The following is a 16,669-nucleotide window of genomic DNA, read 5'->3' as shown; positions in this document are numbered from 1 at the left end:
CATCGCGTGAGCTGAATAATGGAATCTCGCCGATGGAGATGCTATACTTTGTCACATAAGAAGTAAGAATGATACAAGGAGGTCATGATTCCATGGCTATCAATCAGGTAAATGACGCAAATTTTGCGGATGAAACATCGAAAGGACTTGTGCTGGCCGATTTTTGGGCGACGTGGTGCGGCCCGTGCAAAATGATGGCTCCGGTTCTTGAAGAAGTCGATTCCGAATTATCGGATAAACTGAAAATCGTCAAGCTTGACGTTGATGAAAATCAGGCGACTGCAAGCAAATTCGGCGTGATGAGCATTCCGACGATGTTTCTCTTTAAAGACGGCGAAATTGCCGATAAGGTTGTCGGCTTTACACCGAAGGAAGCTCTCGTTGACCGTATCAAGCAGCACATCGGCTGATTACTACTGTAAAACGGATCGGGAAGCATCCGCAAGAACCGGAGCAGAAACGCGCAAAGCGTTTTTGACTCCGGTTTTCTGTTTCTCCGCAGTTCCGTGAGAGATGGTTGAATCTTTTGCCCATCTCAGTGATAATAAAAAGATGCAGGTTTTCTATTTTATTCGATACTCTGCTTCACAGTTTTTGTAAAGGATGAAGGAAACATGGCCAGCCGAAAAATTAAAGAGAAACTCAGCCTGCTGCCGAAACAGCCGGGCTGTTACCAAATGAAAAATATGCAGGGGGAAATTATCTACGTCGGAAAAGCCAAAAATCTGTTCAATCGCGTTCACTCCTATTTCAGCGGGTCGCACGATGCCAAGACGCAGCGCCTTGTTGCCGATATTGCCGATTTTGAGTATATCGTCGTATCCTCGGAAATCGAATCCCTGCTGCTCGAAATCAATCTGATTAAGAAATATGAGCCTAAATACAATATCATGCTTAAGGATGATAAAAGTTATCCTTATATCAAACTGACTTCAGAGACGTATCCCCGCCTGATCATTACGCGAAAAGTCAATCGGAAAAGCGGTAAATATTTCGGCCCTTATCCGAATGTCACGGCGGCAAATGAAACCAAGCGGCTGCTTGACCGTCTCTATCCGCTTCGGAAATGCCGGACCCTGCCGAATCGCGTCTGTCTGTATTACCATATCGGTCAGTGCCTTGCGCCATGCGTCAATGATATACCGAAGGAAACGTTTCAGAAAATGACCGAAGAAATCACCCATTTTCTGAACGGCGGCTATCAGGAAGTAAAACTCAGGCTGAAACAGGAAATGATCGACGCGTCAAACCGGCTGAATTTTGAAAAAGCCAAAGAGCTGCGCGATCAGATCCGCAGCATCGAGACTTTGATGGAAGAGCAGAAAGTGATTCTTAACGATCTTGATGACCGGGATATATTCGGCTATGCCTACGACAAAGGATGGATGTGTGTTCAGGTCTTCTTTATGCGCCAGGGAAAATTAATCGAGCGCGATGCGTCGATGTTTCCCTTTTATCAGGAACCGGAAGAGGATTTTCTGACTTTTATCGGCCAATTTTATTCCCGCCGGAATCATATCAAACCCAAAGAAGTGCTGATCCCTAATCAGGTTGACCGGCAGCTTGCCGGACAGATGTTGAAAACCGCCGTCCTTCAGCCGCAGCGCGGGCGGAAAAAAGAGCTTGTGCAGATGGCGGTTAAAAATGCGCAGATTGCTCTTAAAGAAAAATTCGCTTTAATTGAACGCGACGAAAAACGAACGGTCGGCGCCGTCGAACAGCTCGGAAAAGCACTGGACATGCCGGCACCGCACCGGATCGAGACGTTTGACAACTCAAATATTCAGGGAACGGATCCCGTTTCGGCCATGGTTGTTTTTGAGGACGGCCGCCCGAAAAAAAACGATTATCGTAAATACCGCATTAAGACGGTCGAAGGTCCGGATGATTACGCGACAATGAAAGAGGTCGTCCGCCGCCGCTATACGAGGCTGCTTAAAGAGGCTGCTGTTCTGCCGGATCTGATTCTGATCGACGGCGGCAAAGGACAGCTTGCCGCAGCCATTGATGTTCTGGAAAATGAATTCGGCCTTTATATTCCTGTCTGCGGCCTTGTCAAGGATGATAAGCACCGGACTTCGCAGCTGGTCGCGGGCGAGCAGTCGCTGCCTGTTCCTCTTGCCAGAAACAGTCAGGCTTTTTATCTGCTGCAGCGCATTCAGGATGAAGTGCACCGCTTTGCTATTACATTCCACAGGCAGGTCAGGAACAAAGCGATGATCCATTCCGTACTGGACGATATCCCGGGAATCGGCAAACAGCGGAAGCAAGCACTGCTGCGGAAATTCGGCTCTGTAAAGAAAATTCGCGAGGCAAGCAGCGAGAATTTAATGGAAGCCGGCCTGCCGCATAAAATAGCGGAGAACGTTAAAAAATATTTGAGCGATCCTTCTTAAAAGGTGTTGTTTCAAAACATGAATTTTGTTATAATTTCCGTAACTTAATTTTTTCAAATATCTAGTGATAGAGGAGCGGTCTTCATGACTAAACCGCGCGAGAAGGGTGAACTTCACCGACCGCGGCGGAAAGGGGAGCCTGCCGAAGCCGGAAGCGGTTCATCACGCAGCCGGCTGGATCTGCGCTGAATAAGCGCAGAGCTGTCACACTCATGGGTGTGGAGAACTATCTCAGCATGTTGGAAAACGTTCGATTGTTCAGCAGCGGGGATTCTCGCTGTTCTTTTTATCAGCGAAGATGTTCGAAATTTAAGGAAGTACGTGCTCTTTCAAGGGTCCCGCTGTTTCTGTATAGAGGGCGAGAGAGGGGCGGCGGCAGATCTTATGCCGGCCAATAACTAAAGGAGCGAGGAAGAGTGGCTTTAACAGTGATGAAGTTTGGTGGAACATCGGTAGCGACGGTGGAGCGGCTTCAGAAGGTCGCGGACAGGATCATCGACAGGAAGAAGGCCGGCAGTCAGCTGATTGTCGTCGTTTCTGCGATGGGCAAGACAACGGACGAACTGGTGTCGATGGCTGGTGAGATCTCGGACAGGCCGTCAAAACGGGAGATGGACGTCCTCCTGTCGACGGGTGAACAGGTGACGATCGCTCTCCTGGCGATGGTACTGATTGAACGCGGCTGCCCGGCGATTTCTTTTACGGGCTGGCAGGCAGGGATCAGGACAGAGGACGTTCATGAGTGTGCACGGATCGGGTCCATCGATACATCACAGATCCGCCCGCACTTGAAAGAAGGACGGGTTGTCATCGTCGCCGGCTTCCAGGGGGTTACGGAAAAAGGTGAGATCACGACGCTCGGGCGCGGTGGATCGGACACGTCGGCCGTCGCACTGGCTTCGGCTTTCGGTGCCGAAAAATGTGAAATTTACACGGATGTCACTGGTGTCTTTACAACAGATCCGCGTTATGTCGGCAAGGCCAGGAAGCTGAAAGAAATCAGCTATGATGAGATGCTTGAAATGGCTTACCTTGGTGCGGGTGTTCTCCACCCGAGGGCCGTCGAATATGCGAAGAACAGCCATATCGAACTGGTTGTACGCTCATCTTTTACAGATGAAGAAGGCACGGTCATTAAGGAGGAAGTAGCAATGGAGAAGTCAAAGGCCGTCAGAGGACTTGCATTTGAGAAAAACGTAACGAAAGTGACATTGCTTGGCCTTCCGAACAGTGTCGACGCAGTATCGCGGGTGTTTGATGCGCTCGCCAAGCGGCACATCAATATTGATGTGATCGTTCAGAATGTACTTAACGAGGAAAAAACAAGCCTTTCGTTTACAATTGATCGCGATGTACTGAACGAAACGGTTGAAGTGCTGCGCGCTCAGGTGAAAGAACTGGCCTTTCACCAGCTGGTTTTTGAATCCGAACTGGCCAAAGTATCAATTATCGGCTCCGGCATGGCCTCAAATCCCGGGGTGGCTGCCCGGATGTTTCATGCACTGGCTGCCGAAAATATCAAAATCAAGATGATCAGCACTTCTGAAATTAAGGTTTCGACAATCATCGATGAAGACAAGCTTCTGGAAGCACTGGATACGCTTCATGAAACTTTTCACCTTGCGGAGCAGGAATCGATCCGTTTTTGATTCAATTCTGCGCACAGGCCGTAAAAAAAAAGTCCCCGGAGACAATCATAAATCCCGGCGGGCTTCTTTTATTTTTTAAATGCTATTTAAAATGAGCCGAGCGTATCGTTTTTCATTTTTTTTCGGGCAGTCCGCGTCGCCGGCTCTGTGTTTCTGTCAATCGGATCTTTCGCGTCCCATTTAACTGTAAATAAGGCTTTCTTTTCACGGCCTTTCCGTATATCCGTATAGCTCTCCGCCATAAATCCGAGAATCCGCTGCATTTGCTCGGCAATGAAACCGGCCTCCAGAGCAAAAGAAACGGATTCGGGATGATCCTTAATTCTTGATTCAATGAGGGCTGAACGGCAATCAAAAGTAATTTTGCTTTTCCCCTTTTCGAGCATCGTTAATGTTCCCCATCCGGCCTGTGTGAAAAAATCCGCCAGCTGCTCCTCGTTATCCAACGGGTAGTGCCTTGCGATCTTTCGCCCGGACCAATAAAGAATCGATGCGGTTTCTTCCCCGAGCAGTTCGGGTATCAATTCGTTTCTGATCAACTCATAACCGAAAGCCGGAACGCTGGCATCGCCAAAGTGCTCGGGCTGCGGATAGATGTCGCCTCGTGTCATTTCTTCATCTCCTCTCCGACTATTATATCTTTTTTTCCTTCAAATCACTACGGCCATAAAAGACAGCGTTTTCAATTTTTCATTTGACTGTCAAAAAACCGAGGGTTACAATGAATTTGTGACAAAAAAATGTCATTAAAGATTCACAACCGGCCAAATATAAGCGCTAACATTTCTGTCGGAGGGGGAAGCATCATGGCTGAAAATGATTTCGCCTGGCACCGTCTGCATTCTCTGCTGGGGGTTATCCCCGTCGGTCTGTTCCTGATAGTCCACCTGACTGTCAACTTTCAGGCAACCAAGGGATCGGACGCCTTCAATCAAGCGGCGTCTTTTATGGAACATCTTCCATATCTGCTCTTTTTGGAAATCGTTTTAATCTATTTACCGATTTTGTATCACGCAATTTACGGAATTTACATGGCATTTACGGCAAAAAATAATGTCGGAAATTTTGGCTTTTTTAGAAACTGGATGTTTTTGCTGCAGCGGCTGTCCGGTTTGTTTCTGGTTATTTTTCTTGCCTGGCATGTCTGGGAAACAAGAGTTGCCATGGCACTCGGGACGCCATTGAATTATGAAATGATGGCCCATCTTCTCACCAATCCATGGATGATTGCTTTTTATATGATCGGAATCCTGTCAGCTGTTTTTCACTTCTCTAACGGGCTTTGGTCGTTCTGTGTGCACTGGGGCATTCTTGTATCCCCGCACTCGCAAAGAATCGGCACTTATGTGGTCGCCGTCATTTTTGTTCTGCTGGGCTATGTCGGCATCCGGGCCCTATTCGCATTTATCGCTTAAAAAGCAAGTTCAGTAATCTATTAAGGGGTGAGCCTATTGAGTAAAGGAAAAATTATCGTTGTAGGCGGGGGCCTCGGCGGTTTAATGTCCACGGTAAAAGCAGCGGAAGCAGGTGTTGAAGTCGAACTATTTTCAGTAGTTCCGGTTAAGCGGTCGCATTCCGTGTGCGCGCAGGGAGGCATTAACGGTGCCGTCAATACAAAAGGCGAAGGCGATTCAACGTGGCAGCACTTTGACGATACGATTTACGGCGGCGACTTTCTCGCCAATCAGCCGCCGGTCAAGGCGATGTGCGAGGCGGCACCGGGCATCATTCATTTAATGGACCGCATGGGCGTCATGTTCAACCGTACGTCTGAAGGGCTGCTCGATTTTCGGCGCTTCGGCGGGACCGAGTACCACCGGACGGCTTATGCGGGCGCTACGACAGGCCAGCAGCTTCTCTATGCGATGGATGAACAGGTCAGACGGTTTGAAACCGAGGGACTCGTTCATAAACATGAGTATGTCGAATTTCTCTCGGCTGTTCTTGATGAAGATCGGGTGTGCCGGGGAATTGTCGTTCAGAATATGAAATCGATGGAGATCTCGGTGTTCCGAGCGGACGCGGTCATCATGGCGACCGGCGGCCTCGGCATTATCTTCGGCAAGTCAACGAACTCAATGATTAATACCGGATCCGCGGCATCGAGCCTTTATCAGCAGGGCGTCTATTTTGCTAACGGTGAATTTATTCAGATCCATCCGACGGCTATTCCCGGTGAGGACAAGCTGAGGCTGATGAGCGAATCCGCCCGCGGCGAAGGAGGACGGATTTGGACGTATAAAGACGGAAAGCCGTGGTACTTCCTTGAAGAAAAATATCCGCATTACGGAAACCTCGTTCCGCGGGATATTGCAACGCGCGAAATCTTTGATGTTTGTATAAATCAGCACCTGGGGCTTAACGGGGAGAATATGGTTTATCTTGATCTCTCCTTTAAGGACAATCATGAGCTCGATGTCAAACTGGGCGGTATTATTGATATCTATGAGAAATTTGTCGGTGAAGATCCACACAAAGTGCCGATGCGCGTCTTCCCGGCTGTTCACTATTCAATGGGCGGAATGTGGGTCGATTTTAACCAGATGACGAATATCAAGGGCCTGTTCGCCTGCGGCGAATGCGAGTATCAGTATCACGGCGCCAATCGTCTCGGCGCCAATTCACTGCTGTCGGCAATTTACGGCGGCATGGTTGCCGGACCCAATGCTGTCCGTTATGTGGAGAATCTTGATAAACAGAGCGATGATATTTCCTCCAAGCTTTATGATGATGCCCTTAAAAAGGAACAGGAAAAGTTTGAAGGCATCATGGGCCTCGACGGTAAGGAGAACGCTTATGTGCTGCATAAAGAGCTCGGTGAATGGATGACGAAGTATGTGACTGTTGTCCGTGAAAACAAGACGCTGCTCCAGACAGACGAAAAAATTCAGGAATTAATGGAACGCTATAAAAATATCGATATTAATGATACGTCAAAATGGAACAACAGCGGTGCCTCTTTTACCCGCCAGCTTTGGAATATGCTTGAACTCGCCCGCGTCATCACGCTTGGGGCGTATAACCGGAATGAAAGCCGCGGCGCTCATTATAAACCGGAATTTCCCGACAGAAATGATCCGGATTGGCTGAAAACGACTAAGGCAAAATTCAATCCGGCTAAAAACGGCCCCGACTTTGAATACGAAGATGTCGACATTTCGCTGATTAAGCCGCGGAAACGTGACTACACAAAAGCGCATTAAGGGGGAAAGATCATGAGTGAAGTTGAGACAGCAACAAAAACCGTGCGGCTAATCATTAAACGACAGGATGGGCCGGATGCGACCCCTTATGAAGAGGCTTTTGACGTCCCTTACCGGCAGAATATGAATGTGATTTCAGCTTTAATGGCCATCCGGCGCAATCCGGTGAATGCTAAAGGAGAGGAGACCACCGCTCCGCAGTGGGAGATGAACTGCCTGGAAGAAGTTTGCGGCGCATGTTCGATGGTTATCAACGGCAGGCCGCGCCAGGCGTGCACGGCATTGATCGATAAATTGGAAAAACCTGTTCATCTCGCTCCGATGGGCACCTTCCCGATTGTCCGCGATCTGATTGTCGACCGCACCAGAATGTTCGACGCTTTAAAGAGAGTAAAGGCATGGATTCCGATCGACGGAACGTACGATCTCGGTGCCGGGCCGCGCATGGCCGAAAGCAAACGCCAGTGGGCCTATGAATTGGCCAAATGCATGACCTGCGGCGTCTGCCTGGAAGCCTGCCCGAACGTGAACAGTAAATCCAGTTTCATCGGCCCCGCCCCGCTTTCACAGGTCAGACTGTTCGTTACCCATCCGACCGGAGCGATGAACAAAGCAGAACGGCTGCGGACCATTATGGGCAAGGGCGGAATCGAAGGCTGCGGTAACTCGCAGAACTGTGTCGAGGTTTGCCCGAAAGGCATTCCGCTGACGACATCGATTGCCGCCTTGAACCGGGCGACAATGGCGCAGTCTTTCCGGGACTTCTTCGGAAGCGACAATAATCAGTAATGGCACTTATTCGGACAGGATTTTATATCGGCTCTTTCTGAAAATCCCGCTCACGAATCATTTGCCGTTTTCATAAAATGTAGGGACTAAAAGCCTTCCCCGCCCGCTCTACTGCTGAGCAAGGAGGGGGAATTGTTGAAGGAAGAATACCATCGTCCAAAGCCGTTGCTGACGAAGAGGGAAAGAGAAGTCTTTGAATTGCTTGTTCAGGATAAAACAACCCGGGACATTGCCAAAGAACTCTTTATCAGTGAAAAAACCGTCCGCAATCATATCTCAAACACGATGCAGAAATTGGGTGTGAAAGGACGGTCCCAGGCGGTTGTCGAACTGCTCAGGCTCGGAGAATTAAAATTATAGCACTGGCCGGCTCCTGACAAAAGAGCCGGCTGTTGTTTCCCGGGGTGAACTGGAATATAGACAGATTCCGCGCCCGAATGTTATTAATCTCAAACTTTCCGGCGATTTCCTGCCATTGGATTAGGAAGGATTCCGGACTTATTTCCCCCGGGACGGATTTAATGAAAGTTCGATTGAAGGAGCCGTACCTGCGGCAGAAAACGGCTGCCGGAACAGAAAAACAATTTTATATCGTTTGCGACGGGCGATCGGAAAATGCGGACGGACCACAGGACCGATCGCCTTGTTTATAGGACGATCAAGGGTGCCGGCCGGATCTTATAAATGAAGTGATCCTCAGAGCAAAGACCGGCCAATAATCAGGGACCGATAACCCGTGAACGGTTTTCATTTCGCTGCGGCTGCTGGATGGCCGGCGACGTGCTGAGCGTATTCACGAGTTTTTTTATTTTGAAAAGCGGCATTTCCTGTTCTCAGATTTTTCAAACGCCGGAGGATCCCGCGTTAATTTATAAAGTTTCACAGCGGCAATGAATGAAGGAAAATTGCTGTACAGGTGTAAATATATAGTTTAAAATTTCAAACATTTTTCGACAGGTTGACACATCTATGATCAAGTGGTAAATTATTAACACGACAAATGAATAAGAAACAAACTCTTATCCAGAGTGGCGGAGGGACAGGCCCGATGACGCCCGGCAACCCCCAGATTTGACGTTTCGGCAAGTCTTGGAAGGTGCTAATTCCTGCAGAAAGATTGTTTTTCTGAAAGATGAGAGGGGTCTTCAGCCAAACCCTTCTCTTGAGGGTTTTTTTTATTTTTCGGAAACGTAAGGGGGGAGGGTTGCAAGCATTAGAAAAATTCTGATGCTGTTAAAGGCTGTCCTGAAAGAAAGTAGAATTTGTCGTTTTTATAACCCATTAAATACATCTGACTTTAATTCTTTGAAAATGGGTTAGAGGGCTTTTGAAAGCGGGGCAAAATGCTTGATTCGATTAACACATGTAAAGAAGATCTATCAAACAAGTGCCGGCCCGGTGAAGGCTTTAACCGATTTAAACCTTGAAGTCAAACAAGGGGAAATTTTCGGAGTGATCGGTTACAGCGGCGCGGGCAAGAGTACGTTGATTCGGCTGATTAACTTACTGGAGAAGCCGACGGAAGGGCGTGTTGAAGTAGACGGGCAAGTGTTGTCCGACTTGTCCGAGAAAGAACTTAATCGGAGGAGAAAACAAATCGGGATGATTTTTCAGCATTTTAATCTGCTCTGGTCGAGGACAGTTGCTGAAAATATCGCATTTCCGCTCGAACTGTCCGGGCTGTCCAAAGAAAAGCGTGAGAAGCGCGTCGATGAACTGATCCGGCTTGTCGGCCTGGAGGGAAGAGCGTCTTCCTATCCTTCCCAGCTCAGCGGCGGTCAGAAACAGCGCGTCGGTATCGCGCGTGCACTTGCCAATAATCCGGCGGTATTGCTTTGTGATGAAGCGACTTCCGCCCTCGATCCTAAAACGACCGATTCGATTTTGCAGCTTCTGTCGGATATCAACCGTTCGCTCGGTATCACCATTGTCGTCATCACTCATGAGATGCACGTAATCAACAAAATCTGCAATCGTGTGGCCGTTCTGAACAAAGGGAGCATTGTGGAAGAGGGAGCTGTTAAGGACGTCTTTCTGAACCCGCAGCAAGCGATCACGAAGGAGTTTGTCGGACAAGTGGAAGCTCCTTTACGAGAGCGGATCCGGATCGAAAAATTCCAGGCGGCCAATCCCGACGGCAAAATCGTGCAGCTTCTTTTTGACGGGAAAACCGATCAGCAGTCCGTCGTGGACAGGCTGTTTCATGATGAGGCGCTTCGTGTGACGACGATTGTCAGTGAACTGGCACCCTCACAAAAAGGTTTTTACGGGGCATTGATTCTCCTGATTAACGGCCGCCGGGATTCCGTTCAGGCCGCTATTGAACAAATCAGATCTGAACACGTGAATGTTGAGGTGCTGCCGTCATGAGTCAGCTTTTTCCAAATGTCGACTGGATGGGGATGTTGACGGCGACGGGTCAGACGGTCTATATGACGCTCGTTTCGGGAGTCTTTACCTTTATTTTCGGGGTTATTCTGGGACTTGTCCTCTTTTTAACTGCAAAGGGGGGCCTGTACGAAAATGCGATCGTCTATCGGATCACGTCATCCTTTGTCAATATCTTTCGTGCCATTCCGTTTATCATTCTGATCATTCTGCTTATCCCGCTCACCGTCCTGATTATCGGCACGATGATCGGTTCTTCCGCCGCACTGCCGTCCATTATCATCGGAGCGTCTCCGTTTTTCGCCCGGCTCGTTGAAATTGGTCTGCGTGAAGTGGACAAGGGAGTGATCGAAGCATCGCAATCCATGGGAGCGAGCAGGATGCAAATTATTTGGAAAGTCCTGCTTCCCGAGTCGATGCCGTCGATTATTTCGGGCATGACGGTCACGCTGATCGCTCTGGTCGGCAATACGGCAATAGCCGGAGTTGTCGGAGCCGGCGGGCTCGGCACAATGGCTTATAATGACGGATTTGAAGCAAACAATAATGATGTGACTTTTGTTGCAACAATATTTGTTCTGGTCATTGTTTTTATTGTCCAGATTATCGGCGATATTATCGTACGCCACGTGGATAAAAGATAATAGATAGACAGACTGAGACGGGTTCCGATCCGATCAGCATAACTTAACGGGGGGATTGACTATGAAGAGGAAAATACTTGTCGTATCACTGATTTTAGCTGTTGTTTTTGTGATGGCCGCCTGCGGGAAGAGCAGCGGGAGCGGATCAAGCACTCAGAAGCCGGTAACTTTGGTTGTCGGCGCTTCGCCGGTTCCGCACGCCGAGATCCTGAAAAAAGCAGCGCCTATTCTTAAGAAAGAAGGGATCAATCTGGAAGTCAAAGTGTTCCAGGATTATGTCCTTCCGAACAAGGCGCTCGCTTCGAAGCAAATCGACGCAAACTATTTTCAGCATATTCCTTTCTTGAACTTATATAATAAGCAGAATCATACAGATCTCGTGAGTGTCGGTAAAATACACATCGAACCCTTCGGCATTTATTCAAAGAAATATAAGAATGTCAGCGACATAAAGGACGGAGCGACCGTCCAGATAAGCAACAATAAAGCGGAACAGGGCCGCATCCTGATGCTGCTTGAGTCAAAGGGGCTCGTGAAAATCAAATCGGGCGTTGATAAGGTGACAGCGACACTCAATGATATCGACAATATCAAGCATTTAAAATTCCTGCAGCCGATCGATCCTGCGCTGCTGCCTAAGGCTTATCAAAATAACGCGGCCGACCTGTTTGCGATCAATACCAATTATGCGCTGCAGGCGAATCTGAATCCGAAAAAGGACGCGCTTATTCTTGAAGGATCGCAATCGCCTTATGCCAACGTCATTGCCGTTCGAAAGGGCGATCAGAACAAGAAAGCAATTAAGGAACTTGTAAAGGTGCTTCATTCGAAAACGATTCAGGATTTTATCAACACGAAGTATAAGGGAGCCATTCTTCCGGTCTCCGATTGAATTGAAGCGACCGGCAAATGATTTTAATGGAATAGGCACGACACAAAAGGATCCGTTTCCGGTCTGAAAAATCGGGAGCGGATTTTTACATAGGATCGTTTTACAATTGCAAAAGTCATATTCAGATAAATCATATATAAATAATAGGAATAATGATTGACAGATTGTACGATAGGGCGTAAGCTCGTAGCAATGATAAGCCTGATCAGAGATTCGAGAGAGCTGTTTTCCGCGAGGCTCGGAGAAAAGTGTATGATTAAATCGCTTTTATTGAAAGAGCATGAAAAAGGGTTCCTCCAAAATTTTTGATTGAAAGTGCTGCTTTATTGAAAAGACAACGATCTATGAATCTATGCCTCCGCAATTGGATTGCCCACATATAAGATGCTTCTAAAGGAAAGTGACTGAATGATGACGATTGATCAACTGGACGCCTTCCTTGCCGTTGTCAAATATCACAGTTTCCATCTGGCGGCGGAAAAACTCTTTTTATCACAGCCGTCGATCTCTTCCCGTATCCAGGCTCTGGAGAGAGAATTGAACGCGGAGCTCTTTGTAAAGAACGGGCGCGGTGTCAAATTGTCGGAACAGGGAGAGATTCTGATCCCTTATGCCAAACGTATGGTGGGTACTTATAAAAAAGCCTTATCGAAGCTGGAAAATGGAGATACAAAGAAAGACTGACAGGTCCGCGGTCGGAAATGAGGCAGCTCAATCCATGGATAGAGTTTTAAAAAAATGTTATTGACACAAGGAACGGTTTAAGATAGAATATAGTCAATTAAATAATTCTTATCAAGAGAGGCGGAGGGACTGGCCCGATGAAACCCGACAACCAGCACATAAAATTGTGTACGGTGTTAATTCCAGCAGATCTAATCTGGCAGATAAGAAAAATAAAACGACTGAAGCGGTTATTTTTCTTATAAAGGAAAAAATAATCGTTTTTATTTTTTAACTGCCATCATTCTTATCAAGAGAGGCGGAGGGACCGGCCCCGTGAAACCTCAGCAACGGACTCTTTTCAGAGCGCTGTGCTAATTCCGGACGATTAATGAAGATAAGAAGGGATGTAGAAGTGTTGAATCACGCGGATTATGCCTGTGTCGATAATTATCTGGACTTGTTTCTTTATGCCGGCGAACTTCACGATAAAAAATGGCAGGATGAAATTAAGGCTAAATTGGCCGAACTTCAAAGGAGCAGGCTTGGGCCGGCCGGACAGAAGGAAAAGAATCTGAAACAACAGTATCGTAAAGTAAATCGCCGGATTCTTGAATTGTATCGTCTGCACGGCTGCGATGTGAGGAAAGTCTCCGATCAATTTACAAAAGAGCTTTTCAGATTGAAGCAGAAAAGGCTGGATCTGGGACGCAAGATTGATCAACTGAACTGTCGGAATCAACAAATTTTCGGCTGAAATGACAGGTTGAAATGCTTGGCGGCGCAGTTTTGTTGGTTGATAGATAGAATTTTTTTATGAATCAGTTATGAAAAAAAGGCGTGAATACTGCTTTTCACGTCCTATTAGTGTTTCAATTTTTTTCAAACTGCAGATTTGCTTTGATTGTGTCCATTTTTCATGGTAAATTTAGGTTGTGGAGAGAGGCATCATCGAAAGGGTAAAACGTGCTTTTCTTCCGCAACTATCACATTTGGAGGAATTTACAATGGAAAAAACAGATATGATGAACCAATCAATGATGATGCCGATGGATATGATGATGATGATGGAAATGGAAAAAATGATGACTCAGATGAAGTACATGCATATGATGATGGAACGAATGTCGGGCAAGGACATGATGATGAACAAGGATGATATGATGAGCTGTATGCACAAATGTGATGAAATGATGTCCTCAATGATGGACATGATGGGGAAAATGAATTAACCTCTTATCTATCAAGGGGGTTCAGAGGATTAGGCAAGACTATGTACCGACTGTGTGTCGAAATATATAAATCAACGCTTCTCATCTGTTCACCTGAACTTATGAGAGGCTTCTTTTTTTCTCGCTTTTTCACACGCAGATAGACCTTTTTGATCGATTCATCCTCGATGCGGACAGTCTTTCTGCTTCGTTCGATGTGTTTTTAACACATCCAACTGCCAACCAATGGCGCGAACGGATCTTCTTCTGAAGCAAGTACGATGTATTTTATTGCATCTCCGGTAAGATCATCATGTGCTTTAAAATAAAAATTTTTATTTTATTCTCTTTGAACCTCCCTGCTCAAAAGAAGGCATTTTCTCTATGCCTTGGGCAAAAAAGGCCAGATAATCGGTATGTGTTTATTTCAATAGATAGCATAAAATGTATTTAAACACGCAAAGCATCCCCCTCTATTAAAATGGCGGCACATACAATATGTATGGAAAGACAATGAATCTTTATAATAGACAAACAATTAACCGCGGCAAGATTAATCAGCTTACATTTTCATACAGACCGGCGAAGCAGTCCAAGCTAAAGCTTTGCAACATTCCTTGCGTGCCTGATTATATTCCGGCCTCTTACAAGCCGTTTTGAAAGTTCAAAAGGGCACCTCACGGGGGTACCCTTTTGGAGGGGTGATGCATACATGGGTTATGGATCCGGATACGGCGTCACCTGATCAATAAACGAAAGCAGCGCCGACGATAATCAACAGAATAAACAGAACAACAATCAGAGCAAAGCTGCTGACGGGATTGTACCCGCCGCCGCAATATCCGCCGTCATATCCCAAAGCGAAGCACCTCCTTATCACGTGGTAATATACTATATGAGCGGACAAGCGATCATGAAGGGGACAAATGGATAGATAAAAAAACCTAATTAAGGGATCAAGTGATTGAGAATAAAAAAAGATGTGTCTGCAGATAGAAAAATCCCTAGTGACAATTACAAAAGTTAAATAATGTCACTTTATCGCCGTTCACGAAAATATACCGCGGTTCGTCTGAACAGAGATCATCGCGCAGCAGTAGGAAAACCAGTAAACCACAAAAGACAGCGGCGTTCAAAAGGTCGGCAGCCAATACCCTTAAATCGGCCATAATCAGAGTACAAATCAGACTTCATTTATGTCCTTTCCCGCAATTCCGCCGATCGAAGCGGTCTTTTTCATTTAATGGCCACGAATCCGGATGGGCGGGAACGGCACTCAGAAAAAAAGGGGAACCTGAGCGGATTCCCTTTTCCGATAAACTATCAATACGGAGTCGGCAAATGTGTTCCTGGCGCGTGCCACCATGATTCAACTGTTTTCCAGGCAGTATGGTAGTCGTGCCCTCTTCCCATTAAATAACCAATTGCAACAGCTTCTCTTAATGCATGTTCATAGCCGAGATGCTGGGCTTCGCGCAAACCGTGGCTGACGGCGGGACCGATCAAATGAAGTACATGCTGCTCCTCGCTTACGGGCCGCTGGTACAAACCCGGATCTGTATTTCTGTAATCATGATAATACGAAGCATCAAATGGTTGAGCAAAGTTCATGCCTCTGCGCCTCCCGAAGTTTTAAATACTTTTTTAATTTATGCGCGTCTGGGGATGAGCGGAATAGGCAATAAGCATGTTTTGTTAAAGGAACTTCGGGATGCCGCTCTGCCTGTCGGTGCGAGGATAGGACGCAGCTGTGGAATGATCTTTTCTTTTTATGAACGATTCTGAGAATCGTGCGCGAAACACGGCATGACCATATAGAAAGTATCCGATCCGCTTACACCTATAGGCTCCGGCTGAATACAGTATGTTAGCAGCTGTAAAAGGGAGGGAGTGTAATGGCTACCAAACCGCCGATGCTCCGGCCGGGAGACACGGTCGGCATTGCAACACTGGGGAGTCCATTAGATCCGAACGTGATCAATCAGGGCATTCAGGGCCTTCAGAATATGGGATTTCAAGTGGTTGTCGGACGGCATGTTTATGCTCAGACCGGATTTCTGGCCGGGACGGATCAGGAACGCGCATCAGATCTGATGGACTTGTTTCATAACGACGATGTCAAAATGATTATTTCTTCAAGAGGCGGTGTCGGCGTTGCCGGCATTCTTCCTTATCTGGACTTTGATTTTATCCGCAGTCATCCGAAGATTGTCAGCGGGTATAGCGATGTCACCATCTTGTTGAATTGCCTGTACCAGTTTGCCGCTCTGATTGCTTTCAATAGTCTATTGCTTTTCGATTTTTCACCGAATACGCCTAGTTATAATTACAACCAGTTTTTTGCGGCAACCTCTACTACTGCGGCATCGCGGACGATCGAGAATCCGCCCGGCATACCATTAGTAAGCAGAATTCCGGGCAACGTAACCGGCCCCCTTGTCGGCGGGAATTTAACATCTTTTGTCGGAACCTTGGGGACACAATTTGAAATCGATACTACCAATAAAATTTTATTTCTGGAAGAGACGCATGCGCCGGCCAACACAGTTTATCGTTATTTTAGCCATTTGAAACTGGCGGGGAAATTTGATGACTGCTCCGGCATTCTTATAGGCGAGTGCACCCGTTGTCCAAACGCCTACCAGACATCTTACGAAGATCTGATCACCAGCGTTCTCGTCCCGCTTGGGAAGCCGCTCATGACTAATATCACATCGGCGCACGGCTATTATAAGGCTGCAATGCCCATCGGCGCCACGGTTAATTTAAATACGGTTAATAACACACTGACCGTACTGGAGCCCACTGTCAGTGCAACTTCTTAAGAAAATTCG

General features: G+C 47.1%; 17 protein-coding genes and 4 riboswitches. Of the genes, 14 read left to right on the top strand and 3 right to left on the bottom strand.

What is annotated here, in order from left to right:
* Positions 1-92 precede the first annotated feature (92 nt).
* The 3 genes from trxA (at position 93) to Q6A92_RS17775 (ending at position 4,045) form a co-directional block, all read left to right on the top strand.
* A complete protein-coding gene (trxA, locus tag Q6A92_RS17785) occupies positions 93-410 on the top strand; it encodes a thioredoxin (RefSeq protein WP_274398270.1) in 318 nt (105 codons plus the stop codon).
* Positions 411-614: 204 nt separating this feature from the next.
* Positions 615-2,396: an excinuclease ABC subunit UvrC gene (gene uvrC, locus Q6A92_RS17780; RefSeq protein ID WP_274398269.1), complete on the top strand. Its 1,782-nt coding sequence runs from the start codon at positions 615-617 to the stop codon at positions 2,394-2,396.
* A 60-nt stretch (positions 2,397-2,456) separates the two neighbouring features.
* Positions 2,457-2,633, top strand: a riboswitch (Lysine riboswitch).
* 179 nt (positions 2,634-2,812) lie between these two features.
* A complete protein-coding gene (locus tag Q6A92_RS17775) occupies positions 2,813-4,045 on the top strand; it encodes an aspartate kinase (RefSeq protein ID WP_274398268.1) in 1,233 nt (410 codons plus the stop codon).
* 86 nt (positions 4,046-4,131) lie between these two features.
* Here the strand turns inward: Q6A92_RS17775 and Q6A92_RS17770 are convergent, their stop codons facing one another.
* A complete protein-coding gene (locus Q6A92_RS17770; RefSeq protein ID WP_274398267.1) occupies positions 4,132-4,656 on the bottom strand; it encodes a YslB family protein in 525 nt (174 codons plus the stop codon).
* Between the two features lie 195 nt (positions 4,657-4,851).
* Here Q6A92_RS17770 and Q6A92_RS17765 point away from each other — a divergent pair, with 195 nt between their 5' ends.
* The 10 genes from Q6A92_RS17765 to Q6A92_RS17720 all read left to right on the top strand — a co-directional run bounded on the left by Q6A92_RS17765 (position 4,852) and on the right by Q6A92_RS17720 (position 13,856).
* A complete protein-coding gene (locus Q6A92_RS17765) occupies positions 4,852-5,460 on the top strand; it encodes a succinate dehydrogenase cytochrome b558 subunit (RefSeq protein ID WP_274398266.1) in 609 nt (202 codons plus the stop codon).
* A 36-nt stretch (positions 5,461-5,496) separates the two neighbouring features.
* Positions 5,497-7,248: a succinate dehydrogenase flavoprotein subunit gene (gene sdhA / locus Q6A92_RS17760; protein WP_274398265.1), complete on the top strand. Its 1,752-nt coding sequence runs from the start codon at positions 5,497-5,499 to the stop codon at positions 7,246-7,248.
* A 12-nt stretch (positions 7,249-7,260) separates the two neighbouring features.
* Complete coding sequence (gene sdhB, locus Q6A92_RS17755) at positions 7,261-8,037, top strand: succinate dehydrogenase iron-sulfur subunit (protein ID WP_274398264.1); 777 nt, start codon at positions 7,261-7,263, stop codon at positions 8,035-8,037.
* A gap of 135 nt (positions 8,038-8,172) precedes the next feature.
* Positions 8,173-8,397, top strand: coding sequence for a helix-turn-helix domain-containing protein (locus tag Q6A92_RS17750; protein WP_010026148.1), 225 nt, complete (start codon positions 8,173-8,175; stop codon positions 8,395-8,397).
* Positions 8,398-9,053: 656 nt separating this feature from the next.
* Positions 9,054-9,176, top strand: a riboswitch (SAM riboswitch).
* A gap of 208 nt (positions 9,177-9,384) precedes the next feature.
* Entirely contained in the window at positions 9,385-10,407 is a 1,023-nt protein-coding gene (locus tag Q6A92_RS17745) for a methionine ABC transporter ATP-binding protein (RefSeq protein ID WP_274398263.1), read from the top strand.
* Positions 10,404-11,069: a methionine ABC transporter permease gene (locus Q6A92_RS17740; protein ID WP_274398262.1), complete on the top strand. Its 666-nt coding sequence runs from the start codon at positions 10,404-10,406 to the stop codon at positions 11,067-11,069. Before Q6A92_RS17745 ends, Q6A92_RS17740 begins: the two co-directional genes overlap by 4 nt.
* Positions 11,070-11,130: 61 nt before the next feature.
* Complete coding sequence (locus tag Q6A92_RS17735; protein WP_274398261.1) at positions 11,131-11,961, top strand: MetQ/NlpA family ABC transporter substrate-binding protein; 831 nt, start codon at positions 11,131-11,133, stop codon at positions 11,959-11,961.
* 408 nt (positions 11,962-12,369) lie between these two features.
* Positions 12,370-12,645, top strand: a complete 276-nt coding sequence (locus Q6A92_RS17730) for a LysR family transcriptional regulator (protein WP_274398260.1) — start codon at positions 12,370-12,372, stop codon at positions 12,643-12,645.
* 105 nt (positions 12,646-12,750) lie between these two features.
* Positions 12,751-12,855, top strand: a riboswitch (SAM riboswitch).
* Positions 12,856-12,928: 73 nt separating this feature from the next.
* A riboswitch (SAM riboswitch) is annotated at positions 12,929-13,028 on the top strand.
* A gap of 11 nt (positions 13,029-13,039) precedes the next feature.
* On the top strand, positions 13,040-13,381 hold the full coding sequence (locus Q6A92_RS17725; RefSeq protein WP_274398259.1) for a hypothetical protein: 342 nt from the start codon (positions 13,040-13,042) through the stop codon (positions 13,379-13,381).
* Positions 13,382-13,631: 250 nt separating this feature from the next.
* Entirely contained in the window at positions 13,632-13,856 is a 225-nt protein-coding gene (locus Q6A92_RS17720; protein ID WP_332238933.1) for a hypothetical protein, read from the top strand.
* A 724-nt stretch (positions 13,857-14,580) separates the two neighbouring features.
* Here Q6A92_RS17720 and Q6A92_RS17715 read toward each other — a convergent pair.
* Positions 14,581-14,712, bottom strand: a complete 132-nt coding sequence (locus Q6A92_RS17715; RefSeq protein ID WP_443029756.1) for a YjcZ family sporulation protein — start codon at positions 14,710-14,712, stop codon at positions 14,581-14,583.
* 446 nt (positions 14,713-15,158) lie between these two features.
* Positions 15,159-15,446: a hypothetical protein gene (locus Q6A92_RS17710; protein WP_274398200.1), complete on the bottom strand. Its 288-nt coding sequence runs from the start codon at positions 15,444-15,446 to the stop codon at positions 15,159-15,161.
* A gap of 284 nt (positions 15,447-15,730) precedes the next feature.
* On the opposite strand from Q6A92_RS17710, the gene Q6A92_RS17705 reads away from it, so the two are divergent.
* Positions 15,731-16,660, top strand: a complete 930-nt coding sequence (locus tag Q6A92_RS17705; RefSeq protein ID WP_332238932.1) for a S66 peptidase family protein — start codon at positions 15,731-15,733, stop codon at positions 16,658-16,660.
* Positions 16,661-16,669: the final 9 nt, after the last annotated feature.

Origin of the sequence: Sporolactobacillus sp. KGMB 08714 (assembly GCF_036598985.1) — a bacterium.
Lineage (GTDB): Bacteria > Bacillota > Bacilli > Bacillales > Sporolactobacillaceae > Sporolactobacillus.
This window is presented reverse-complemented; position numbering and strand designations above follow the sequence as displayed.